Below are 23,480 nucleotides of genomic sequence, written 5' to 3'. Positions count from 1 at the left end.
GGTTTGCGCTTGAGTCTCTCCTCGCGGCGCCGCATTTCCGGGATCGACAGGTGGATTTTCGAGACAACGGCAAGGCCATCGCCGCGATGCTGCTGGCGATGGCGGCCTTCATTTTCAACGATGCGCTGGTCAAGCTGACCTACGACCAGCTGCCCCTCGGCCAGATCATCCTGGTGCGCAGCCTGATCAGCCTGGCGATGATCTACGTCGTCTGCGTCGTCACCGGCGCGACGCGGCACTTCCGCCATCTGTTGCGCCCGATTGTCGCCTGGCGCACGCTTGGCGAGGTCATGGCGACGCTGCTCTACCTGTCGGCGCTCATCCGCATGCCGATCGCCAACGTCACTGCCATCCTTCAGGTGCTGCCGCTGGCGGTCACCGCCGTCGCGGCGATCCTGTTCGGCGCGCCGGTCGGCTGGCGGCGCTGGACCGCCATCGCCGTCGGTTTCGCTGGCGTGTTGCTGATCATCCGGCCAGGCCTCGAGGGCTTCGATGCCTGGTCGCTGCTGGCGCTTGCCAGTCTCGCCTTCATCGTGCTGCGCGACATGTCGACCCAGCGCATGCCGAGCGAGATCCAGACCTTCGGCGTGACCCTGGTCGCCTGCGTCGGCGTCTCCCTCCTGGGCGGCGGTCTTGTCCTGATCGAGGGGTGGCAGCCGATGACCGGCAAGGCCTTCCTGCTGCTGTGCGGGGCGGCGACCTTTCTGCTCATCGGCTACATCACGCTGATCTTCGCCATGCGCCTTGGCGACGTCGCCGTCGTCGCGCCGTTCCGCTATTCCATCATCCTGTGGGCGATGCTGATGGGCTTTGTCGTCTGGGGCGACATTCCCGACGTTTTGACCCTGGCCGGTACGGCGATCGTCGTCGCGACCGGGATCTACACCTTCTTCCGGGAAAGACGCCTGGCCGGAGCCGCTGGCCGGAACGCCTGACCGCTGGGAATTTCCGCGGCGCGGCTGCGGCTGCGTCCAAAACCATGGGTTTCGAAGGTCGAATTATTCAATCTGGCGTGGTTGACTTGCGCGCCGGCGAAAAAAGGGATTGTGTGGGCGCGATGACAGAAGCGACAGCATCCGCGACAGACACCGGCAGGCCCAGGCCGTCACTGGCCGTGCTGATTGCCGTGTCGACGATCAACCCCCTGTCGATGAACATGTACCTGCCGTCGCTGGCCGGCATGGTCGCCGCCTTCGCCACCACTACGGCGAAGATCCAGCTCACCATGTCGCTCTATCTGGCCGCTGTCGGCGTCGCCCAGATCTTTCTCGGTCCGATTTCCGACCGCTACGGGCGCCGGCCGGTGATCGTCTGGGGCATGGCGGTGTTCATCCTCGGTAGCCTGATCTGCCTGGTCGCTCCCAGCGTCGAGATCCTCATCCTCGGCCGTATCGTCCAGGCGCTCGGCGGCTGCACCGGCCTGGTGCTGGGCCGGGCGATCGTGCGCGACCTCTACGATCGCGACCAGGCCGCCAGCATGATCGGCTACGTCACCATGGGCATGGCCGTCGGCCCGATGCTCGGCCCGGCCGTCGGCGGCGCGCTGGATCAGTCCTTCGGCTGGCGCGGCGGCTTCTACCTGATGCTGGTCCTGGGAATGCTGGTCTTCGCCGCGGCTTGGTACAATCTGCACGAGACCAACCACAGCCGCACCAGCGGCGGCGGTCTCGGCGGTCTGGTGCGCAACTACCGACAACTTGCCCACAGCCGCCAGTTCTGGGCCTTCGCCTCGACCGCGATGTTCACCTCGTCGGTCTATTTCGCCTTCCTCGGCGGCGCGCCATTCATCGCCGTCGATGTTCTGGGCATGGAGCCCTGGACGATCGGCCTCTATTTCATGCTCGTGGCGCTGGGCTACATCACCGGCAACGGCCTGTCTGGACGCTACGCCGCCCGCATCGGCATCATGAAGATGGTTGGCGTCGGCTCGGCCGTGCCGCTGGTCGCCGTCGTCGCGCTCACCGTGTTGTTCGGCGCCGGCGTCTCTCATCCGCTGTCGCTGTTCCTGCCCATGTTCCTCGTCGGGCTGGGTAACGGCATCAGCCTGCCGAGCGCCCTCTCGGGCGCCGTCAGTGTCCGTCCGGACCTTGCCGGAGCCGCCTCGGGCTTGGCCGGAAGCATGCAGATCGGGCTTGGCGCGGTCAGCAGCACCCTGGTCGCCTGGATGCTGTCTCAGTCCATGTGGCCCGCGACCGTCTGGCCGATGGTGCTGGTGATGTCGGTCTGCGTCGTGCTCACGCTCGTCTCGGCCTTCGCGGCCTATCTGCTGGAAGATGAGGGCGCCGCCTGACCGCGGCCCGCCGCATCCGTCATCTCCCCGACGCGCCCAGCCTTGCCTCAGCCGCCGGTCACGCTCATGTGGCGGGCCACGGCCGGCTTCCTGGTGCGCCGGTCGATGACGAAGTCGTGGCCCTTCGGCTTGCGGCCGATCGCCTCGTCGATCGCTGCGTGGAGCAGTTCGTCGCCTTCCGAGGCGCGCAGCGGCGCCCGCAGGTCGGCGCTGTCGTCCTGGCCGAGGCACATGTAGAGCATGCCGGTGCAGGTGATACGCACCCGGTTGCAGCTCTCGCAGAAATTATGCGTCATCGGCGTGATAAAGCCGAGCCGGCCGCCGGTTTCGCGGATTTCGACATAGCGCGCCGGGCCGCCCGTCTTGTAGGGAATGTCGGCCATCGTGAACCGTTCGGCGAGCCGTGCGCGCACCAGCGACAGCGGCAGGTACTGGTCGGTGCGGTCGCCGTCGATCTCGCCGAGCGGCATGGTCTCGATCAGGGTCACGTCGTGGCCCTGCGCGTGCGCCCATTCCAGCATCGGCACGATCTCGTGCTCGTTGATGCCCTTCAGCGCGACCATGTTGATCTTGATCGACAGGCCCGCATCCGTGGCGGCGCGGATCCCCTCCATCACCTTGCCGAGGTCGCCCCAGCGGGTGATCGCCTTGAAGCGATCGGCGTCCAGCGTATCGAGCGACACGTTGATGCGCCGCACGCCGCAGTCCGCCAGGTCCTGCGCGAGGCGGGCGAGCTGCGAGCCGTTGGTGGTCACCGTCAATTCGTCCAGCGCGCCGCTGGCGAGGTGCCGCGACAGCGAGCGGATCAGGCTCATGATGTTCTTGCGCACCAGCGGTTCGCCGCCGGTCAGCCGCAGCTTTTTGACACCTTTCTCGATGAAGGCGCTGCACAGCCGGTCGAGTTCCTCAAGCGTCAAAACCTCGCGCTTGGGCAGGAACGTCATGTCCTCGGCCATGCAGTAGACGCAGCGGAAGTCGCAACGGTCGGTCACCGACACGCGTAGATAGCTCACCGCGCGGCCGAACGGATCGATCATCGGTGCCGCGCCGGAAGACGGCGCTTGCTCGCCCGTGTGGCGGATGGGATCGGCGGCAGGGCCGTCCGTCATGGGTCTCTCCCTTGCGTCGCGCCGCCAGCCTGGCCGCTTTCTGGCGCGGATTTCTCATCGTTGTTCCGAAGCGTAACGGATTTTGTCGCCGGAGCAAGGCTCGCTTCGGCGTAAGGTAGTCTTCATCCCGGCGAAGAAAAGGCAGCTCGCGCCGGAGCCGTCGCCGCGCGCACTGATCCTCCGTCGTTCCATCGCCGTAGGATGTATTCCGCCGCCCGCGTCACCGGAGTCCGCCCGTCCCATGACCACCCTCGTCTGGTTCCGCCAGGATCTGCGTATCGCCGACAACCCGGCGCTGTTCGAGGCAGCGGCGCGCGGGTCCGTGCTGCCCGTCTTCGTTCTCGACGAGGGCCCCGGCGACAACACCCACCCGCTCGGCGCGGCGAGCCGCTGGTGGCTGCACCACAGTCTCGAAGCGCTCGCCCGCGACCTCGGCCGTCTGGTGCTGCTGCACGGCGACCCGCAGCGGCTGATCCCGGAACTCGCGCGCGCCGCCGGCGTGGGCGCCGTCCACTGGAACCGCTGCTATGAGCCCCATGCGGTGCGCCGCGACACCGCCCTCAAGGCCGCCCTGATCGCGGCCGGGGTCGAGGTCCGCAGTTTCAACGCAGCCCTTCTGAACGAGCCGTGGGAACTGGAAACGAAGACCGGCGGCCCGTTCAAGGTGTTTTCTCCCTACTGGCGCGCCGCGCTTGCCCGGCCCGTTGCCACGCCCTTGCCGAGGCCGCCGCGGCTCGAGATCGCCGCAGGACAAGCCGGCGACCGGCTCGACGACTGGCGGCTTCGCCCGACCGCACCCGACTGGGCCGCCGGCTGGCGCGACCTGTGGCACCCCGGCGAGGCAGGCGCGGCGGAGCGACTGGAGCACTTCCTCGAGGCCGGCCTGGACGGCTACGCGACCCTGCGCGACCGCCCGGATCTGTCCCATGTCTCGCGCCTGTCCCCGCATCTGCATTTCGGCGAGGTCTCGCCGCGCCAGGTCGTCGCGCGCACCCGCTTCGCCGCCGGCAGAACGCCGGGGCTGGAGCGCGATGCAGACAAGTTCCTCGCCGAGATCGGCTGGCGGGAGTTCTCCCATCACCTGCTCTATCATTTCCCCCGCCTGCCGGAGAGAAACTGGAAGTCGACCTTCGACGCCTATCCCTGGCGCGACAGCTCGGGCGATCTGGCAGTCTGGCAGCGCGGGCAGACCGGCTATCCCATGGTCGATGCCGGCATGCGCGAGCTCTGGGCGACCGGCTACATGCACAACCGGGTGCGCATGCTCGCGGCGAGTTTCCTGGTCAAACACCTGCGACTCGACTGGCGCCTGGGCGAGGCTTGGTTCCGCGACACGCTGGTCGACGCCGACCTCGCCAACAACGCCGCAGGCTGGCAGTGGGTTGCCGGCAGCGGAGCTGATGCCGCGCCCTATTTCCGCATCTTCAGTCCCGTCGGCCAGGGTCGCCGCTTCGATCCGGGCGGCGCCTATGTCCGCCGCTGGTGCCCGGAACTGGCGCGACTGCCGGACGACCATGTCCACGCGCCCTTCGATGCTCCTGCGGTGGTGCTGAAAGCCGCAGGCGTCGAGCTTGGCCGGACCTACCCGCATCCGATCGTCGACCACGCAGCCGCGCGCGCCGAGGCTCTCGCGGGCTACGAGGCGGTCAGGCGGGCAGGGGAGGCGGGCGCGGAAGGAGGCTGACAGCCCTTGACCTCGCGCCGCGCCGGCCTATCGTCCGTTCACCGAACCGGAGAGACACCCGTGAGCGCCACCGACACCGCCTGGCCGACTGAAATCCGCCTGAAATCCGACAAGAAGACTCTCGTCGTCAGTTTCGATACCGGCGAGAGCCACGAGTACAGCGCCGAATACCTGCGCGTCTGCTCGCCCTCGGCCGAGGTGCAGGGCCATTCTCCGGAGCAGAAGAAGAGCGTGCCGGGCAAGCGCGCCGTTGCCATCCTGAAGATCGAGCCGGTCGGCAACTACGCAGTCCGCCTCCACTTCGACGACCTGCATGCGACCGGCCTCTACACCTGGGCTTATTTCCTGGAACTCGGCCGCGACCGTGACCGCCATTGGGGCGGCTACCTCCGGGAACTCGAAGCAAAGGGCCTGAGTCGCGATCGCTGAGCCGCACGGACCGTAACGCGACCCGCTGCTCCAACGAACCCGCCAACGAATATAGGCCGAGCCTCCCGGCCGGCCTTGGACTCTGACAAATCCGCAGATTGTCCGGGGTCCTCCCGGCCAAGCGTGAGCTGCGAGCCGGAACCGGAGAGCTGCGGTGTCGATGATGTCAAGGAAGGAGATCGAGAGCCCCCCGGCTCGCCGATCCCGGATCTCCGCTTCGTTGTGTGCGTGATGATGAAGGCGGAGGTTTCTCAACGGCCTCAGGCCGGCGCAGGGCCGGCCTTCACCTCTGCCGTTGCGGCTGCGCTCAACGCTTGACCACCACCTTGGCGCCGACGTCGACGTTCTCGTAGAGATGGATGACGTCCTCGTTGGCGAGCCGGATGCAGCCCGACGACACGGCGGAGCCGATGGTCCAGGGCTGGTTGGTGCCATGGATGCGGTAGAGCGTCGAGCCGATGTACAGCGCCCGGGCGCCGAGCGGGTTATTCGGCCCGCCTTCCATGTGCGCCGGCAGGATCCGGCCCTTGGCGCGTTCGCGCGCGCGCATCTGCGGTGGCGGCGTCCAGCCCGGCCACTCGGCCTTGCGGGTGACGCGGTGCGTGCCGGCCCACTGGAAGCCTTCCTTGCCGACCCCGACGCCGTATTTCATCGCCTTGCCGCCCGGGCGCACGTGGTAGAGCCGGCGCTCGCCGGTGTCGATGATGATCGTGCCGGGCGCATGGGGGCCGTTGTAGCTGACCATTTCCCGCCTGACCGGCGACTTGCCGCTGGCGACGCCCGGACCGTATTCGACCCAGGACTGGGAGGTGGGATCGAAGAAGCGGCCTCCGCCCGGCGTGGCCGAGGCGGCCGTGCTGGCCAGTCCGATGACGACGGCCGCGACGGCCATGAGTAGTCTGCGCATGTCTCTTCCCAACCTCGCAATACCGAAAAATGCCCCCGCTCAGGGTTGTCTTACCCTACGAAAGCGCTGTTGCGATCTTCTTAACGCGGGACCGCCGGGGCAAGCGATACGACGCTTCACTTCGCCGTGAGCGCATCCCGCCGCGGACGGCTGTTGTTCCGCTGCAACGGAAAATCGCCCTCTGGTTGCGGGTGCTTGTCACCACCTCTCGGTCCGGATCGCCCGCGCGATGGGATGCCGCGGGATCCGGACCCTGGCCACGGCCTGACCCGGGCGCATGCCGACGGTCGTGCGCAAGGGCGCTTTTCTTCTCGTATGCGCGGTGACGCTTGCATTGAGCTGCTGACCTGCACATCGCGGCTCTGCGCACGTCTTGCTTGTGTCGAATTGATGGGTGCGCATATAGTTTGATATCGGGGTCGAGGCTTGAGGATGACCAATAATACTCGGAAAGATGTATATCGGAATTGACGGAATTCAGCCCCGGTTCAGTCGCTTTTCGGCGATCCATGTCTCGTCTGGGGGATCGAGGAAATTGCGGGCGATCCTCTCGACATTCATGTTTGTTTCCGGCTGGGCGGGGCCGGCTTCTGCATCGGAGGTGTCCGGCAATTTTACGCCTTTGCCGGCGGTTCAACTGGCGCAATCCGTTTCCTGCCGAGCGAAATGCGGCGACGTCCGCAGCTGTGAGGAGGCGGTCTATCTCTGGTGCGTTTGCGGATATGCGCAGGCCGACCGGGACCGCGACGGCGTCCCATGTGAAAAAGTGTGCGGCCAGTCAACCCCGCGGAACGTGAAACGAGTTCAGTCCATCATGAAGGATCTCGGCTGCCGGTAGCCTTCAAGGCCGGCAGCCGTGCGGAGTGCGTTGGTCACCCCAGGTTCAGCTCCTTGAAGAAATCGTTGCCCTTGTCGTCGATGACGATGAAGGCCGGGAAGTCCTCGACTTCGATCTTCCAGATCGCCTCCATGCCGAGTTCCGGATAGGCGACGACCTCGACCTTCTTGATGCAGTCCTGGGCAAGGCGCGCGGCCGGGCCGCCGATCGAGCCGAGGTAGAAGCCGCCATGGGCCTGGCAGGCGCGGCGCACGGCCGGCGAGCGGTTGCCCTTGGCCAGCATCACCATGGACCCGCCGGCGGCCTGGAACTGGTCGACATAGGCGTCCATGCGCCCTGCGGTGGTTGGGCCGAACGAGCCGGACGGCATGCCTTCCGGCGTCTTGGCCGGGCCGGCATAGTAGATCGGGTGGTTCTTGAAGTAGTCCGGCAGCGGCTCGCCGGCCTCCAGCCTCTCGCGCAGCTTGGCATGGGCGAGGTCGCGCGCCACGATCAGCGGGCCGGACAAGGACAGCCGCGTCTTGATCGGATGCCGGGTGAGTTCGGCCAGGATCTCCGGCATCGGCCTGGTCAGGTCGATCTTGACCACGTGGTCGGACAGGTGCTCGTCGGTCACCTCCGGCATGTATTTCTCCGGATGCATCTCGAGCTGTTCCAGGAAGATGCCGTCCCGGGTGATCTTGCCAAGCGCCTGGCGGTCGGCGGAACAGGACACGCCCAGGCCGATCGGCAGCGAGGCGCCGTGGCGCGGCAGGCGGATGACGCGCACGTCGTGGCAGAAATACTTGCCGCCGAACTGCGCGCCGACGCCCGTCGCCTGGGTCAGCGTGTGGATCTCGGCCTCCATCGCGAGGTCGCGGAAGGCGTGGCCGAGCTCGGAGCCCTGCGTCGGCAGGGCGTCGAGGTAGCGCGCCGAGGCGAGCTTGGTCGCCTTCAACGTCATCTCGGCCGAGGTTCCGCCGATGACGATGGCCAGGTGATAGGGCGGGCAGGCGGCGGTGCCGAGCGTCAGGATCTTTTCCTTCAGGAAGTCGATCATGCGGTCGTGGGTCAGCAGCGACGGCGTGCCCTGGAACAGGAAGGTCTTGTTGGCCGAGCCGCCGCCCTTGGCCATGAACAGGAACTTGTAGGCGTCCTCGCCCTCGGCGTAGAGCTCGATCTGTGCCGGCATGTTGTTGGCGGTGTTCTTCTCCTCGAACATCGACAGCGGCGCCAGTTGCGAATAGCGTAGGTTCTTGAGGAAATACGCATCGCGCGCGCCTTCCCCGAGGGCCGCCTCGTCGGAGCCGTCGGTCCAGATCCGCCGCCCCTTCTTGCCCATGATGATGGCCGTGCCGGTGTCCTGGCACATCGGCAACACGCCGGCCGAGGAGATCGCGGCGTTCTTCAAGAGGTCGAAGGCGACGAACTTGTCGTTCTCGGTCGCTTCCGGGTCGTCGAGGATCTTTCTGAGCTGCTCCAGATGGCCGGGGCGAAGATAATGGTTGATGTCGATGAACGCCTGCTCGGCCAGCAGCCGCAGGCCCTCGCGCGCCACCACCAGCACGTCCTCGCCGTTGCACACGGTCGTCGACACATGGTCGTCCGTCAGCTTGCGGTAGGGCGTGGTGTCGCTGCCGAGCGGAAACAGCGCGGTGTGAGTATAGGCCGGCGGGGTCAGGGGAGCGTTCATGTCCGGGTCTCTCGGGCTCTTGCGGTCCCGCCCGGCATGCGGACGGGGCTCTTGACTGTTCGTGGCCCCTCTTTACGGCAAAAGGACCGGCGCCGCCAAGCGTCGAGGTCCATGTCCGCGAGAGGCGGGATGCATACTTGCGCCCAGGTCGGGCTGAGACCGATTGCCGCGCCGTCGTGCGTCCGGACGGCGGCCGTGGTATCAGCACCGCGGCGATATCGGTCAAGGGTGCGCGGCTGGCGGATTGAGGGGCAGACGCGCGGAGACCGGATCGCCCGCATGGCTTTGTCCAACCTGTTTTGAAAGGTTCCCTCGATGCCCGGCATTCTCGCCCGCTACGCCACGCCGCTCACCACCGGCCTGTTCCTGGTCTCCCTGATCTCCGGCGTCGCCCTGTTCTTCCATCTCGGGTCGGCCTGGTTCCACGGCATGCACGAATGGCTGAGCATGGTTCTGATCGCGCCCTTCGTGTTGCACCTCTGGAAGAACTGGCGGCCGTTCGTGTCCTATTTCAAGCGCCCGCCGATGGCGATCGCGCTCGCTGCCTCGCTGGCGGCCTCGGTCGCCTTCGTGGTGCCCCTGCTCGGCGGCGAGGCGCCGGCCGGCAATCCCATGGTGGCGCTCGCCGGGGCGGTTCAGAAGAGTTCGGTGGCGACCGTCGCGCCCGTCTTCGGCAAGACGCCGGAGACTCTGACCGCCGTCCTCGAGCAGAACGGCTATCGCGTCGCGTCCCCGAACGACAGCCTCGCCGCCGTCGCCGCGGCCAGCGGCAAGTCCGGCCGCGACATCGTCGTCCTGCTTGCGACGATGGATTAGGCGGATCGCGTCACCTGGCCTTCGCTGTCAGCGCGAAGCTCACCTCCACCTGCGCGCCGACGGTGTCGGCCGGAATGCCGGCGCCGACGCCGTAGTCGGCGCGCAGCAGCGTGACGGCGCCGGCGGCCTTGGCCGTGTCGCCGTCGATGGCCAGCGTGAACGGCAACACCAGCGGCATCGACACGCCGCGCAGGGTGAACGTGCCCTCCGCCTCGTAGCGCTCGCCCTCGATGCGGCGGACGGCGGTCGAGGCGAAGGCCGCGGTCGGGAAGGCCGCCGTCGACAGCCAGCCGTCGGAGGCGAGCGTCGCCCCGACCTGCGCGTCCTCTGTGGCGACGCTGGCGGTGTCGACGGTGACGCTGATCGACGCGCCGGAAAGGTCCTGAGGATCGAGCGTGATCGCCACCTCGAAGCGCTCGAAGCGGCCGGGCACGGCCGTGTCGCCCTGGCGGGCGGTGAAGGCAAGGCTGCTGTCGGCGGCGTCGACCGCCCAGTCGGCGGCAGCGGCCGGCTGCGTGACGAGCGCAAGGGCGGCGGCAACGAGCGCGGAACGCAGGGTCGGCAGGGTCATGCTCAAGACTCCAGGCAATCGGGAGGAAGGGAAGGATTCAGGCGCTGCGTGCCGGTTCGGTCGACACCATCCGGCGCAGCGTCGTGTCGCGGGCGATGAAATGGTGCTTCAGCGCCGCCCCGACATGGGCGACCAGCAGCAGGATCAGCAGCCAGGCGAACAGCTCGTGCAGGTCCTTGAACAGCGTCTCCGCCTCGGCCTTGCTGCCGAGCGCCTCGGGCACCGGCAGGTGCGGCACGGGCACGGCGCCGAACAGAACGGTCGGGATGGCCCAGGGCGAGGCCGACACCATCAGCCAGCCGGTGAGCGGAATCGCCAGCATCAGGCCGTAGAGGGCGAGGTGGCCGGCATGCGCGGCCGCCCGTTCCCAGCCCGCCATGCCCTCCGGCAGGCGCGGCACCGGGTTGGTCGCCCGCCACAGCATGCGCAGGACGGCGAGCCCGAGCGCCACGAAGCCGAACGACTTGTGCCACTGATAGAGGGCGAAGGTCGCCGGATCGGTCGGCGGCATGCGGTGCATCACCATGCCGAGCGCCAGCATGGCGACGATCAGCAACGCCATCGTCCAGTGGAAGGCGATGGCGACGCGTCCGTATCCGCTCGGGCTGTTGCGCAGCATGGCAGTCTCCTCGGCAGGAGCGGGAGCGGCCGGGCGCCAGGCCCGGCCGCAGCCGCGTCAGTCGGCGGCCTTCAGCGTCTCTGCGTGGAAGGTGACTGTGACGGTGTCGCCGACATAGGGCACGTACATGTCCATGCCGTAGTCGGAGCGTTTGATCACGGTGGTGACGGCGAAGCCGGCGGCCGGCGTCTTGGCCATCGGATGCTCGCCGAGGGCGGTCACGTCGACGTCGAGAGTGACCGGCTTGGTGACGTCCTTGATGGTCAGGTCGCCGGTGACGGCGAGCTTGCTGTCGCCGACCTTCTCGACCTTGGTGCTCTTGAAGGTTGCCTTCGGGAACTTCTCGACGTCGAAGAAGTCGGCGCTCAGGAAGTGCTTGTCGCGGTCGGCGAAGAACGTGTCCAGGCTGGCGATGTCGATCACGAACTCGATGGACGAGTTTTCCGGATTGTCCTGGTCGATCAGCAGCGTGCCGTCCCACTCGCCGAACCGGCCCTCGGTGGTCGAGTAGCCGAGGTGATTGTAGGAGAACGACAGGTTGGCATGGCTCTTGTCGAAGGCGTAGGCGACCGGCTCGGCGAGCGCCGGCATGGCGGCGAGCGACAGGGCGAGGGCGGATGCGGCGATGCGGATCATGCGAGGTCTCTCCGGATGAAGAAATCGGGGGTCGGCCCGGTGCGGGCAACCAGATCCGATTTAGGGCATTTTTCGCGCCGCACAATTTGACTGAGCGTCCACGTCAGATGAACAATTCCGCGAAGCTCCGCGTCGGTGTTCGACATCCTGGCCGGTCGCAAGGTCGGTCGCCCTTCCGCAGAGGACAAAACCGCCGGTGCCGATCTGATGCTTAAGATGTCGTAAGGGAAAAGGGTTGAAGCTCTGAAAAATAGGTGTTGTCTGCGGATTTTACTCATCCGATTCAATCGGGATTAACTGACGTCGTGGTTGCATGGGCAGGTGTTCTTGTCTGACCCATCGGGAGGGGCGTCATGCTCCGGCGGATTCTGACGATGTGTGGACGGCCTTGCGCTGCGACCGTGGGGGCCGTTCTGGACCGGCTGCAGACGCTACGTCGGGCCCTCGAGGTCCTTGCGCTCGTCGCCACCGTGCTTGCCGGCGGCGTGTCGCCGGCCGCGGCCGAGTGGGTCGTCCAGCGCGTCTCCGGAAAGGTCTATCTCCTCGCCCCGGACGTCAAGCCGGTGCTCGCCCGTCCCGGCATGCCGCTGCCCAAGGGCTATACGGTCGCCACGATCGGCGCGGCGAAGGCCCTCATCGCACGCGGCACCGAGACCATCCTGGTCGGGCCGAACACGACCGTCGCCCTGTCGCGGTTCAAGAGCACCGGTGACAAGACCACCCTGCTTCAGGAGACCGGCAAGATCGTCGTCGACGTTGCCAAGCGCGCCCGGCCGCATTTCACCGTCGAGACGCCGTTCCTGGCCGCCGTGGTCAAGGGCACGCGCTTCGAAGTCGCCGTGGGGCCGGTCGGGGCGAGCGTCAACGTCGAACGAGGCCTTGTATCGGTCAGCGACCACGCCACGGGTCAGACTGCCGACGTCGGCGCTGGACAGCAGGCGCAGACCGGCGCGACCAGCGCGGGCCTGAGCGTCTCGGGCATCAATTCCGCGCCGAGCGTTTATTCCGGCACGCCGACGGCACCGTCCTTCTCCGTCACCAACACGCCGGCAGCCGCCGCGGCCGCTGCCGCCGGCCAGGCGAACAGTGCTGCGGCTGCCGCCGGCCAGGCAAACAGTGCAGCCGGCGGAGGCGGCCAGGGCAATGCCGGCGGCAACGGAAACGGCAACGGGAACGGCAACGGCAACGGCAACGGCAACGGCAACGGGAACGGCAACGGCAACGGGAACGGCAACGGGAACGGCAACGGCAACGGCAACGGCAACGGGAACGGCAACGGCAACGGAAACGGCAACGGCAACGGCAACGGCAACGGAAACGGAACTGTGAAGTGAAGCGTGGCCGAACGGACGAGACGAGGGGCGCAGGGCCCCGGCTGACGGCTGCGGTGCTGGCCCTCGCGCTGGCGCTGGCGCTGCAGGTTTCGGGATCGCTTCGCATCCTTGAGCGCAGTCTCGCCGAGCTGCGCTTTTCGCTTCTGGATCGCGCGCCGAGCGGCTCCATCGTGCTGGTCGAGATCGATGCCCACAGCCTGCAGGAGGTCGGCGTCTGGCCCTGGCCGCGCCGCCTGCATGCCGCGATGATCGATCGGCTGACCCAAGCTGGCGCCGGTGAGATCGTGCTCGATATCGATTTCAGTGCTGCCTCGTCGCCCGACGAGGACGCGGCCCTGGCCGCAGCCCTTGAGCGCGCCGGCGGCGGCGTCAGCCTCGCCGTGTTCCGTCAGGTTGCCGGCAGCGGCAGCCGGGCCGATGACATGATCGTCAACCGTCCGATCGCGGCCCTGTCCGACCATTCATGGCCTGTCGTGGTCAGCGTCCCGGTCGAGACCGACGGCCGGGTGTGGAACGCCGTCTGGGGCGATGTGATCGACGGCGAACCGGTGCTGTCGCTGCCGGCCGTGCTGTCCGGCAGGACAGGCGTGATCGGCGAGCGGTTCAGCATCGACTTCAGCATCGATCCGGACGGCATCGACCGGATCTCGGCCGCCGATCTCATCGCCGGCAGGGTCTCTGGGGCCGATCTGGCCGGACGCAAGGCCGTCATCGGCGCGACCGCGCAGGAACTCAGGGACCTGTTCTCCGTGCCGGTTCATGGCATCCTGCCGGGAAGCGTGCTGCAGATCCTTGCCGCGGAATCCCTGCTGCAGGACCGCGCCGTGCGAACCGCGTACGGTCTGGAGACCCTGGTTGGCGCGATGCTTGCGGGCGGCCTCCTAATCGTTCTGGCGCCCGGCGGCTGGCGTATCCGCGTGGCGGGGGTCATCGGCCTCCTTGTCGTCATCGAGGGCGCGGCGTTGGGCCTGCTCCAGCTCCGGCCGGTCATGCTCGACACGGCGGCGGCAGGCACGGGCCTGCTCATGCTGGCCGTGCTTGTGGTGCTCGGCGAGATCGGCCTGCACAAGCTCCTGCTGCGCATCGCGCGGGCGCAGAGGCGCAATTCCCAGGCTGTCCTGAGCCGCGTCTTCGCCGACAGTTTTGACGGCATCGTCGTGATCGACGACACCGGTTCCGTCCGCGCGGCCACGGACTCCGCTCGCGCCATTCTCGGTGCTGCGCTTGTCGAGGGCGAGCCGGCCGATCCCTTCCTGCCGCCGGAAATCGGGGCCGACGTCCGGCAGGTTCTGCACGGTCCGGATCGCCCACCCGGGAACCCGGGCCTGCGCGAGATCCGCGTCGCGGTCGCCGGTGCGGCGCCACGCATCGTCGAATACGTGGTCACGGGTTCCGTGCTCGCCGACGAGACCGGTCGGGACGACGCCGGCGGCGACGAAACCGGAACGCCCCCAAGGGTTGCCTGCGTTACCTGCCGGGACGTGACCGAACGCCGCGTGGCGGAGCACAGGGTCGCCTATCTCGCACGTCACGATCCGGTCACCGGGCTGATCAACCGCACGGCGCTCGAGGAGCGGCTGGAGTCGATCCTGATGCGCAGCCGTGCAGACCGGTCCGATTGCGTCGTCATCCTGTTCTCGCTCGACGGGCTCGACAATGTCGTCGGCTCGCTGGGCCATGGCTATGGCGATGCGCTGCGCGCCGCGGTGGCGAATCGGCTTCGCGACCTGTGCAGGGATCCCGGCCTTGTCGCCAGCGTCGGCGACAACCGCTTCGCCTGCGTCCTTGAGGGCGTGGAGCAGGACGACACGGGCCGCTTCTGCGACCGGCTGATCGACCGCATGCGGCGCGATTTCGATCTGCAGGGCAATCGTGTCCATGTCTCGATCACCCTCGGCGTGGCAACAGCGGTCGCCGGCAACGGCAACGCCCAGACCCTCCTGCGCCAGGCCGGCACGGCCCTCTCCCTCGCCCGCAAGATGGGCGTCAACCAGAGGCGCGACTTCGACGCACCGATGGAACAGGCTTTGACCCGCCGGCGCATGCTGGAGCTGGAACTGTGGCAGGCGCTGCCGCGCGGCCAGTTGCGGGTCGCCTACCAGCCGCAGATCCGCCTGTCGGACGGCGCGCTTTATGGCGCGGAAGCCCTGCTGCGTTGGGAGCATCCGGTACACGGGCCGATTTCGCCGGCCGAATTCATCCCGATCGCCGAGGAAAGCGGCCTGATCGAAAGTCTCGGCACCTGGGTGCTGAACCAGGCCTGTCGCGATGCCGCCGCCTGGCCGCAGCCGATCCGCCTGGCGGTCAACGTGTCGCCGGTTCAGTTTCTGCGCGGGGATCTCGTGTCGGCGGTCCACGGCGCCCTCGATGGCGGCCCGTTCGCTGCCGAACGGCTCGATCTGGAAATCGTGGAAACCCTGTTCATGGGCGACGACCGGCCGATCCGCGAGGCCGTCGAGGCGCTGACCGGCCTCGGCTGCAGCTTCGCCCTCGACGATTTCGGCACCGGCTATTCCTCGCTCGGCTACATCCCGCGCTTTCCGCTGGGCAAGATCAAGATCGACAAGTGCTTTGTCGATGGGATTTGCACTGATCCAGGCAGTGTCGCGATCGTGCGCAGCATCGTGGATCTGGCCGACAGCTTCGGCATGACGGTCGTGGTCGAAGGTGTCGAGACGCCGGCACAGGTCGACCGGCTGCGCGAACTCGGCTGCGATGTCGGCCAGGGCTACTACTTCGGCCGGCCGCAGGGCGCGGCCGACATCGCCCGCAGGATGCAGGCCGCCGCCTGATGCGGCATGCGGCTGCGCGGGTCCCGGCGGACCGCGACAGGCGAGGCGCGTCGCGATCCGCGGGATCGGCTGTCACATGCCCAGGCCGCCGACGCAGGCGTATTTGATGTTCAGGTAGTCGTCGAGACCGTACTTGGAGCCCTCGTTGCCCATGCCGCTGTCCTTGACGCCGCCGAACGGGGCCACCTCGGTGGTGATGATGCCCTCGTTGACGCCGACGAGGCCGTATTCCAGCCGCTCCATGACGCGGAACACCCGGCCGAGGTTCTGGCTGTAGAAGTAGCAGGCGAGGCCGTATTCGGTCGCGTTGGCGGCCGCGACCGCCTCCTCCTCGGTCTCGAAGCGGAACAGCGGCGCCAGCGGGCCGAAGGTCTCCTCGCGCGCCACCTTCATGGCGGCGGTGGCGTCGGCGACCAGGGTCGGTTTGAAGAACGAGCCGACGTTGCCGGCGCGCTCGCCGCCGGTCAGCACCCGGCCGCCCTTGGCCAGCGCGTCGGCGATGTGCTCCTCGACCTTGGCGATCGCCTTTTCGTCGATCAGCGGACCCTGGGTCGTGCCGGCGGCGCGGCCGTCGCCGACCTTGAGCTGCGCCTCGATCGCCGCCTTCAGCTTCTCGGCGAAGGCGTCGTAGACGCCGGCCTGCACGTAGAGCCGGTTGGCGCACACGCAGGTCTGGCCCGAGTTGCGGAACTTCGAGGCGATCGCCCCGGCCACCGCGGCATCGAGGTCGGCGTCGTCGAAGACGATGAACGGCGCGTTGCCGCCGAGTTCCATCGAGATCTTCTTCATGTGCCGCGTGGCGTTGGAAGCGAGCTTCTTGCCGACCTCGGTCGAGCCGGTGAAGGTGATCTTGCGCAGCAGCGGGTTCTCGCACATCTCGTCGGCGATCTCGCCGGCCGAGCCGGTGACGACGTTGATGACGCCGGCCGGGATGCCGGCCCGCTCGGCCAGCACGCCGTAGACGAGGCCCGAATAGGGCGTCTGGCTCGCCGGCTTGATCACCATGGTGCAGCCGGCGGCGAGCGCCGCGCCGAGCTTGCGCGCGATCATCGAGTTGGGGAAGTTCCACGGGGTGATGGCGCCGACCACGCCGACCGGCTCCTTGGTGACCAGGATCTTCTTGCCCGCCCAGGGAGAGGGGATGATGTCGCCGTAGATGCGCTTGCCCTCCTCGGCGAGGAAGCGGATGTATTTGGCGCTGAGCGTGATCTCGCCCTTGGCCTCGGCCAGCGGCTTGCCCATCTCGGTGGTCAGCAGTTCCGCCAGGCCGTCGAGTTCGGCCATGATCTCGTCGGCGAGCCGGTGCATCAGCGTGGCGCGTTCCTCCGCCGTCTTCGCCTTCCAGTCCTTGAATGCCGCCGCCGCGGCGTCGATCGCGCGCGCCGTCTCGGTTCGCCCGCAGCGCGGCACCGTGCCGATGACCTCGCCGGTGGCCGGATTGTTGACCTCGATGGTGGCGCCGCTGTCGGCGCCGGTCCAGCTGCCGGCGATATGGACCGCCTGCTTCATCAGCTTCGCATCAAGTCTCATGACTGTCTCCCGCTGTTCCTGTTCGTCTGCTTGACCCGGCCCGGCCGGCCCGTCTTAAGGGTGCCGCCGGAACGCCGGCCTGGCCATGCGGCAGGCCGAAGCACCGCCGAGAAGCACCGCCGGCGCGATGGATACTACTTAACACGTTAAATAATATCCGTCCCAGTGAATCCGCCGCCCAGATCTCGCATGCCGCGCGGCGCGGCTCAAGCGGTAGGGCCTCTCGCCAAGTCCGCCCGGGCGTGCTATGCGCCGCCGCACCCGCAGCCCTCCCCATGACGGATTGTTCCATGGCCGAGACCGAAACCCTGTCCCTGACGCAGGCGCACGACCTCGTCGTCGCCGCGCTGGTCGCCAACCGTACGGCGCCCGACAACGCCGCCTGCGTCGCCCGCGCCCTTGTCGCCGCGGAGGCCGACGGCCAGTCCGGCCACGGCTTGTCGCGCGTGCCCTCCTATGCCGCCCAGAGCCGGTCGGGCAAGGTCGACGGCTTCGCCAGGCCGGCGCTGGAGGACGTCACGCCGGCGCTGCTGCGCGTCGACGCCGGCCTTGGCTTCGCCTATCCGGCGCTCGATCTCGCGCTCGCCGTCCTGCCGGCCAAGGCCCGCGCGCTCGGCATCGCCATCGCTGCCGTCCGCCGCTCGCATCATTTCGGCCAGGCCGGCGCCCATTGCGAGAGACTTGCTGAGCAGGGCCTGGTCGCCTTCGTGTTCGGCAACGCGCCGAAGTCGATCGCGCCCTGGGGCGGGCGGACGCCGCTGTTCGGCACCAATCCGATCGCCTTCGCCGCCCCGGTCGCCGCCTCGGTCGACCCCGGCCATGCGCCGCTGGTCATCGATCTCGCCGTCTCGCGCGTCGCCAAGGGCAAGATCATGGCCGCCGAGAAGGCCGGCCGGACGATCCCCGAAGGCTGGGCGCTCGATGCCGACGGCAACCCGACCACCGACGCCTCCGCGGCCATGGCCGGCACCATGATCCCGATCGGCGAGGCCAAGGGTGCGGCGCTCGCCATGATGGTCGAGGTCATGGCTGCCGCGCTGGTCGGCGCCAGCCTCGCCTTCGAGGCCTCCAGCCTGTTTTCCGGAGACGGCGCGCCGCCGAACCTCGGCCAGACGATTATCGCCATCGATCCGGGCCTGACCTCCGCCGGCGCCTATGGCGAGCGCATCGCCGCCCTGGTCGCCGCCGTCGAGACCGAGCCCGGCGCCCGCCTGCCCGGCAGCAGTCGGCTTGCCGCCCGCGCCCGGGCGCGGGCTGAAGGCGTCGCGGTGCCCGCGCCGATCCTCGCCGAGATCCGCGCGCTCGCCGCCTGCCCGAACGGCTGACACAGGCGGACGCTCAGGCGTCGCCGAGGACCTCGAGCCGGCCGAGTGCGGAGTCGATCTGGTCGGTCAGGGCCTGCGCCTGCGCGCGCATGGCGAGGAGGTCCGCTCTCAGCCCGGCCGTTGCGACCGCCGTCTCGTCCGGCTCCATCGGGCCGTCGCCGCGCCCGACCAGCAGCCAGGTCGGGCTGACCCCGAGGACGCCGGCGAGCAGCACCAGCCGGTTTGAGCGCGGTTCCGCGCGGTCGCTTTCCCACGCCTGCAGCGTGGCCGTGCGCACGCCGAGCCGGCGGGCGAGCTGCGCCGTCGACAGTCCCGCGGCGTCGCGGGCAAGGCAGATCCGTTCGCCCAGCGTGCGCTCCGGCCCGCCGCCCCGGAGCGGCGCGAAGATACTCGAACCCTGCATGGTCATTGCGGCGTCTCCTCCTGGCTCTGGTCGTGGCGGCAAGCCTTGCACGGGCGCGCAGGGGTGGGCAACCGCGGGCGGGTCCTGTGCGTGGCCGCTGTCGCGCCGATGTCGCGCCGATGTCGCGCTTGGGCCACGATCGTGTCGCATCCGCGCGCCGGTGCGATCGGGCTCAGTATTCCCGCTCGTAGAAGATGCCGGCCTTGGACGAGCCATCCGCGCCGACCTCGCCGCGCATCTTCAGCCCTTTGGTGATGTCGATGTCGACCGTCACCCGGCTGGAATCGCGGCCCGTGCCCTGTTCGACGCCGAGATAGATGTTGTCGTTGATGTACTTGCCGACCGCCACCGAGGGGCCGCCCTCGACCGCCGCGTTGACGTCGATGGCGTCGAGGCCGAGCGACCGGCGCAGCTGCGCCAGCGGTCCGCGGTCGCTGCCGCCGGTCAGCGTCGCCACTGCGGCGGCGAGCTGGGCAAGCTGCGTCGGCGACAGCGTGCTCATGCTCCGGTCGAACAGCAGCTGCGCCAGGATCTCGTCCTGCGGCAGGCTCGGCACCGAGGTCAGCGCCACCACCGGATCGGCCGCGCTGCCGGTCACCGTCACGTTGACCGTCGTCGTGCCGGCGCTGGTCGTCGCCAGGAAGTCGAGCTCCGGCGTCAGCGAGCCGGAGAAGGTGGCGCTGCCGCGCGAGAAGGCCAGCCGCCGGGTCAGCACGTCGAGCTGGCCGCGCCTGAGTGTGAAGGCACCGATCGCCTGCGGCTCGGCCGTCGTGCCGACCACCCGCAGGCTGCCGGACAGTTCCGCGTCGACGCCGCGGCCGCGCACGAAGATCCGCCCCGGGGCATTCACGGTCACGTCGAGCCGCATCGGCGCCTCGCCGGTACCGCCGCTGCCGCCGCCGCCGTCGGCGCGCAGCTCCGCCATCTGTGCGCGCACCGCCGCCGGCGCGTTGACGTGCTGCACCGCGACCGGCGACACGCCGCCCGGCAGGGTCTCGGGAATGGCGATGTCGGCCCGTTCGACGCTGACGGTTCCCGACATCAGCGCGCCGGTGCGGCTGCCCGCCAGCGGCCCGCTGATGCGGATGTCGGCGTCGGCCACGGCGGTGACGACGCGCCCGTCGCTGTAGCGGCCTTTGTCGACCAGCGCGCGGATGTCGGCGGCCATGTCGCCGCCAAGGCCGACGCTGCCGCTGACCGACAGCGTGCCGCCGCCCGCCACCGCCGCCTTCAGCCCGTTGAGCACGATCCGCTCGCCGTCGATGTCGATGCTGCCCGTCACGTCCTGCAGCGTCAGCCCGGACGACAGTTCGGTCACGCGCACGCCGCTCGGCACCGCCGTCAGCGCAGGACGCGGCGCGGCGACCGTCCCGCCGACGCGGCCGGTCACGCGCATCGCGCCCTCGCCGCGGAAACCCGCTTCGGTCAGCGTCCGCCGCGCCAGCGCCAGCGGCACCGTGCCATCGAGCGCTAGGTCGAGCGCTCGCGCCCCCTCGAGCCCGACCGTGCCCTTGGCCGTCAGCGTCGTGCCGTCCGGCCCGCTTGCCGTCGTGGTCTGGTCGATGCGGTTTCCGGACAACCGCCCGCTGCTCGCCAGGCCGAGCGCGGGCAGGCCGAGGCCGGCGGTCGCCGACGCCGACAGGCCCGTGACGGACAGGTTCCAGGTCGCGACCGGGGCGCCGGCCGCGCCGCTCGCCGTCACCGTGCCGCTCGCGCTGCCGCCGAGCCCGAGCCCGGGCGCCACCGCATTGGCGAGCGCCAGCGGGACGTCGGCGACCCGCGCCGTCAGGTCGAGTCGCTCGCCCGCCGTGCCCGTCACGGTCAGCGTGCCGCTGCCGAGCGCAAGCGCCAGCGCATCGACGTGCAGAACCTCGCCGCGATAGGTGAACCGGGCCGGCTGCGCCAGCGCGGTCGTGAGCCCGGCATAGGCGCCGTCGAGCCGCGTGACGGCAAGGTCGAAGCCGCCGTCGGCGGCGGTCAGCGTGCCCGCTCCGGCCAGCCCGTCGCGTCCGCCCGCCGACGGCAGCCGGGCGTCGAGCGTGAAGTCGGTCCGCATCCCGTCGCTGCTTGCTTCCAGCGCCACCGTGTCGAGCGCGGTTCCCCCGGCCCTGACGCCGGAAGCCCCCAGCGTGCCGTTTGCCCGCGGCACGCCGAACGGGTCGAGCACGCTGGCCTCGGCCGTCAGGCCGGCGACATCGGCGCCCGGCACCGACAGGTCCGCGCCGTTCGCCGTGACGCGCAGCCGCGGCAAGCCGGCTTCGGCGGCGAGCGAGACCTCGGCGTTCAGCCGTCCGGTGATCGGCGTCAGCACCAGCGGCGACAGGTCGGCGAGCTGCGGCGCGTCGACCGAAACCCTGCCGGTCAGCGTCTCCAGCGCTCGGTCCAGGTCGCCGATCTCGGCCGAGCCCGCGATTCGGTTGCCGCCCGCGCGCGCCTCCAGGCGGTCGATCCGGGCGCCGCCGTTTTCGGACACGAGATCCGCGCTGGCCGTCAGCGGCGCGCCGTTCATCGTCCCAGCAAGCGCAAGCGTTCCCGCCGGCGCCTCCGGCGAGGCGGTGCCAGAGATCGTGAGCGTCACCGCCTCGACCGGCGTGCCGGTCAGCACCAGCCGGTCGGAGCGCGCCTCGAGCGCCACCTCTGCTGCCGCGAACGGGCCGCGCGCCGACGCGTTCAGCGCGATCTCGCCCTCCAGCCGCGGGTCGAGCCGGTGCAGGCCGCTCAGCCGGCCCTGCACCTCGGCCTCCAGGCTCCCGGCCGCGAGTGCGGCATCGCCGGCGAGCGCGAGGCCCGGACCGGTCAGCGACAGGCCGGTGACGCGCAGGGTGCCGTCCTCCGCGCGGTCCGCCGTCGCCTCGGCCGTCACCGTGCCGGCAAGCAGGCGATCCGCCTCGGCGCTGCCGGTCTTGAGGTCGCGCCCTTCGAGCGACACCGCCAGCGTGCCGCTTGCGGTTGCGGGCCTGCCGGTCGCCGCGAAGGCGCCCGTGAGCGTGCCGCCGAGCGGCCGGCCGGCCAGGGCGGACAGCGCGCCAAGGTCGGCGAGGTCGATCCGGCCGCGGGCCGAGGCGGCATCGCCGGCGTAGTGGGCTTCCGTCAGCACCAGGCGCCCGGCCGGCGCGCTCAGCTCCGCCGCCTCGATCGTCGCCGCTGCCTGCGCCCCGTCGATGCGGCCGGCGAGCGTCAGCAGCGTGTCGCCGGCGAGTGCCGCCAAGCGTCCATCGGCGGCGGCGACGCCGGCAAGCGCCAGGCGCGCGCGCAGCGGGCTGGTCAGATGCTCGGCGCGCAGGTCCGCGCCGCTGCCTGACGCGTCGAGCGTCAGCCGCTCGACCGCGCCCTCGGGGCCCGACAGCTGCGTCGCCGTCGCCGCCAGCGTCCAGTTGGCCTTGCTCAGTGCGCCGGAGAGCGTCAGCTCCGCGCTCACCGCGCCGAAGGCGACGCGCCGGCCGTCGATGTCGAGCGCGATCAGCGCGCCGCCGCCGGCGCCGACGGACAGCGTGCCCTTGCCCGAAAGCTGCTGGCTCAGCGGATCGAGGCCGCCGTCGGCGTCGAGGCGCACCGTCTGCGTCGTCAGCGATAGTCTGCCGGACAGGAACTCGAAGCTGGCGTTGAGCCGGGCTTCGCCCTTCAGCTCGGTGGAGCCGAGCAGGAATGCCGCGGCGACCGGCGGGGCGAGGGGGGCGAGGTCGCCGTCGAGATCGACCGACAGCATCCGCCCCGCGCCGTCCGTGCCGAGCCGGGCCGTGCCGGTCACGGTCTGCCGTCCGTCCAGCGCGACCGTCAGATCGGCGCCCCAGTCGTCCAGCGGCCCGTCGCCCGCGAGCCGGATGTCGAGGGCGGGCAGGTCGGGGATCTCCATCAGCCGAGCCACCAATCCGCCGCGCGGCTCGGACACGTCGAGGTCGAAGCCGAGCCGGCCGTCGCCGGGCGCGAAGTCGATCCGGGCGCCGATCGTCCCGGCGGTGCCGTCGGCGCGCCGGATGTCGAGCGTGGCCCGCACGATCTGCGGATCGTCGTCGATCCGCGCCGACCCGCTGGCGGTGAGCGTCAGCGGCGTGCCCGCCACCGGCGCCGCTAGCCGGATCTCCGCGACGGCGAGCCGCTCGAGCCGCAGGCGCGGCACCGGCAGGGACAGGGAACCTTCGGAGCGATCGGCGCCGTCGTTCCCGTCGGCGGCAGCCACCGGCCGGCGCGCGACATGGACGGCGCCGGCCGTCAGCGTGTCGACGAAGGCTTCGCCGGCGAGAAGCCGCGACGGCCGCCAGTCGAGCCGCAGGTCGGCGAGCGTCAGCCACGGCCCGGCCGCGTCGGCGACCGTCACCGCGTCGACGCGCAGGTCGCCCGTCCAGCCGATTCCGACGCCGGACACGGTCGTCCGGCCGCCGTCGCCTTCGAGCGCCGCGTTGACGATGCGCTCGATCACGATGCCGCCGAGCGGCGTCGGCAGCAGCGCGCCGAGCGCGACGACGCTCGCGCCGAGGGCAAGAGCGGTATAGGCGAGCCCCTTCAGGACCCGTCGCAGGGGATGCAC

At 69.6% G+C, this 23,480-nt stretch carries 17 protein-coding genes; 8 read left to right on the top strand and 9 right to left on the bottom strand.

The features are described from left to right. Positions 1–50 precede the first annotated feature (50 nt). A complete protein-coding gene (locus SL003B_RS14170; protein ID WP_013653549.1) occupies positions 51–935 on the top strand; it encodes a DMT family transporter in 885 nt (294 codons plus the stop codon). Between the two features lie 122 nt (positions 936–1,057). Next, complete coding sequence (locus SL003B_RS14165; protein ID WP_049792593.1) at positions 1,058–2,290, top strand: multidrug effflux MFS transporter; 1,233 nt, start codon at positions 1,058–1,060, stop codon at positions 2,288–2,290. Between the two features lie 47 nt (positions 2,291–2,337). Here the strand turns inward: SL003B_RS14165 and moaA are convergent, their stop codons facing one another. Beyond that, entirely contained in the window at positions 2,338–3,399 is a 1,062-nt protein-coding gene (gene moaA / locus SL003B_RS14160) for a GTP 3',8-cyclase MoaA (RefSeq protein ID WP_013653547.1), read from the bottom strand. 241 nt (positions 3,400–3,640) lie between these two features. Here moaA and SL003B_RS14155 point away from each other — a divergent pair, with 241 nt between their 5' ends. Together SL003B_RS14155 and SL003B_RS14150 are read left to right on the top strand one after the other, a co-directional pair. Further along, complete coding sequence (locus SL003B_RS14155; RefSeq protein WP_013653546.1) at positions 3,641–5,083, top strand: cryptochrome/photolyase family protein; 1,443 nt, start codon at positions 3,641–3,643, stop codon at positions 5,081–5,083. 60 nt (positions 5,084–5,143) lie between these two features. Continuing rightward, complete coding sequence (locus SL003B_RS14150; RefSeq protein ID WP_013653545.1) at positions 5,144–5,512, top strand: gamma-butyrobetaine hydroxylase family protein; 369 nt, start codon at positions 5,144–5,146, stop codon at positions 5,510–5,512. Positions 5,513–5,819: 307 nt separating this feature from the next. Here SL003B_RS14150 and SL003B_RS14145 read toward each other — a convergent pair whose 3' ends face one another. Both SL003B_RS14145 and SL003B_RS14140 read right to left on the bottom strand, forming a co-directional pair. Beyond that, positions 5,820–6,419 carry a L,D-transpeptidase gene (locus SL003B_RS14145; protein ID WP_013653544.1) on the bottom strand — a complete coding sequence of 200 codons (600 nt, stop codon included), beginning with the start codon at positions 6,417–6,419 and terminating at the stop codon, positions 5,820–5,822. Positions 6,420–7,291: 872 nt separating this feature from the next. After that, complete coding sequence (locus tag SL003B_RS14140; protein ID WP_013653543.1) at positions 7,292–8,929, bottom strand: fumarate hydratase; 1,638 nt, start codon at positions 8,927–8,929, stop codon at positions 7,292–7,294. A gap of 315 nt (positions 8,930–9,244) precedes the next feature. Between SL003B_RS14140 and SL003B_RS14135 the strand changes: the two genes are divergently transcribed. Beyond that, positions 9,245–9,745 (top strand): DUF4405 domain-containing protein, encoded by a 501-nt coding sequence (locus SL003B_RS14135; protein WP_013653542.1) that lies wholly within the window; start codon positions 9,245–9,247, stop codon positions 9,743–9,745. Positions 9,746–9,755: 10 nt separating this feature from the next. Here SL003B_RS14135 and SL003B_RS14130 read toward each other — a convergent pair whose 3' ends face one another. From SL003B_RS14130 to SL003B_RS14120, 3 genes are read right to left on the bottom strand one after another with little or no spacing between them, the layout of a single operon-like run. Then, positions 9,756–10,316, bottom strand: coding sequence for a YceI family protein (locus tag SL003B_RS14130; protein ID WP_013653541.1), 561 nt, complete (start codon positions 10,314–10,316; stop codon positions 9,756–9,758). 37 nt (positions 10,317–10,353) lie between these two features. Further along, positions 10,354–10,935: a cytochrome b gene (locus SL003B_RS14125; RefSeq protein WP_013653540.1), complete on the bottom strand. Its 582-nt coding sequence runs from the start codon at positions 10,933–10,935 to the stop codon at positions 10,354–10,356. Between the two features lie 57 nt (positions 10,936–10,992). Then, a complete protein-coding gene (locus SL003B_RS14120; RefSeq protein WP_013653539.1) occupies positions 10,993–11,571 on the bottom strand; it encodes a YceI family protein in 579 nt (192 codons plus the stop codon). 374 nt (positions 11,572–11,945) lie between these two features. Between SL003B_RS14120 and SL003B_RS14115 the strand changes: the two genes are divergently transcribed. Both SL003B_RS14115 and SL003B_RS14110 read left to right on the top strand, forming a co-directional pair. Further along, positions 11,946–12,905 (top strand): FecR family protein, encoded by a 960-nt coding sequence (locus SL003B_RS14115; RefSeq protein ID WP_083812180.1) that lies wholly within the window; start codon positions 11,946–11,948, stop codon positions 12,903–12,905. Continuing rightward, positions 12,902–15,697 carry an EAL domain-containing protein gene (locus SL003B_RS14110; RefSeq protein WP_083812095.1) on the top strand — a complete coding sequence of 932 codons (2,796 nt, stop codon included), beginning with the start codon at positions 12,902–12,904 and terminating at the stop codon, positions 15,695–15,697. Before SL003B_RS14115 ends, SL003B_RS14110 begins: the two co-directional genes overlap by 4 nt. A 72-nt stretch (positions 15,698–15,769) precedes the next feature. On the opposite strand, the gene SL003B_RS14105 is transcribed toward SL003B_RS14110, so the two are convergent. Continuing rightward, the gene (locus SL003B_RS14105; RefSeq protein WP_013653536.1) at positions 15,770–17,227 is read right to left on the bottom strand and encodes an NAD-dependent succinate-semialdehyde dehydrogenase; all 1,458 of its coding nucleotides are present in this window, start codon (positions 17,225–17,227) and stop codon (positions 15,770–15,772) included. Positions 17,228–17,517: 290 nt separating this feature from the next. On the opposite strand from SL003B_RS14105, the gene SL003B_RS14100 reads away from it, so the two are divergent. Further along, the gene (locus SL003B_RS14100) at positions 17,518–18,552 is read left to right on the top strand and encodes an Ldh family oxidoreductase (protein WP_013653535.1); all 1,035 of its coding nucleotides are present in this window, start codon (positions 17,518–17,520) and stop codon (positions 18,550–18,552) included. Positions 18,553–18,565: 13 nt separating this feature from the next. Here the strand turns inward: SL003B_RS14100 and SL003B_RS14095 are convergent, their stop codons facing one another. Together SL003B_RS14095 and SL003B_RS14090 are read right to left on the bottom strand one after the other, a co-directional pair. Next, entirely contained in the window at positions 18,566–18,961 is a 396-nt protein-coding gene (locus SL003B_RS14095) for a helix-turn-helix domain-containing protein (protein WP_013653534.1), read from the bottom strand. Positions 18,962–19,127: 166 nt separating this feature from the next. After that, positions 19,128–23,480, bottom strand: a complete 4,353-nt coding sequence (locus tag SL003B_RS14090; protein ID WP_013653533.1) for a translocation/assembly module TamB domain-containing protein — start codon at positions 23,478–23,480, stop codon at positions 19,128–19,130.

The sequence above is a fragment of the Polymorphum gilvum SL003B-26A1 genome (genome assembly GCF_000192745.1).
Classification (GTDB): Bacteria; Pseudomonadota; Alphaproteobacteria; order Rhizobiales; family Stappiaceae; genus Polymorphum; species Polymorphum gilvum.
This window is presented reverse-complemented; position numbering and strand designations above follow the sequence as displayed.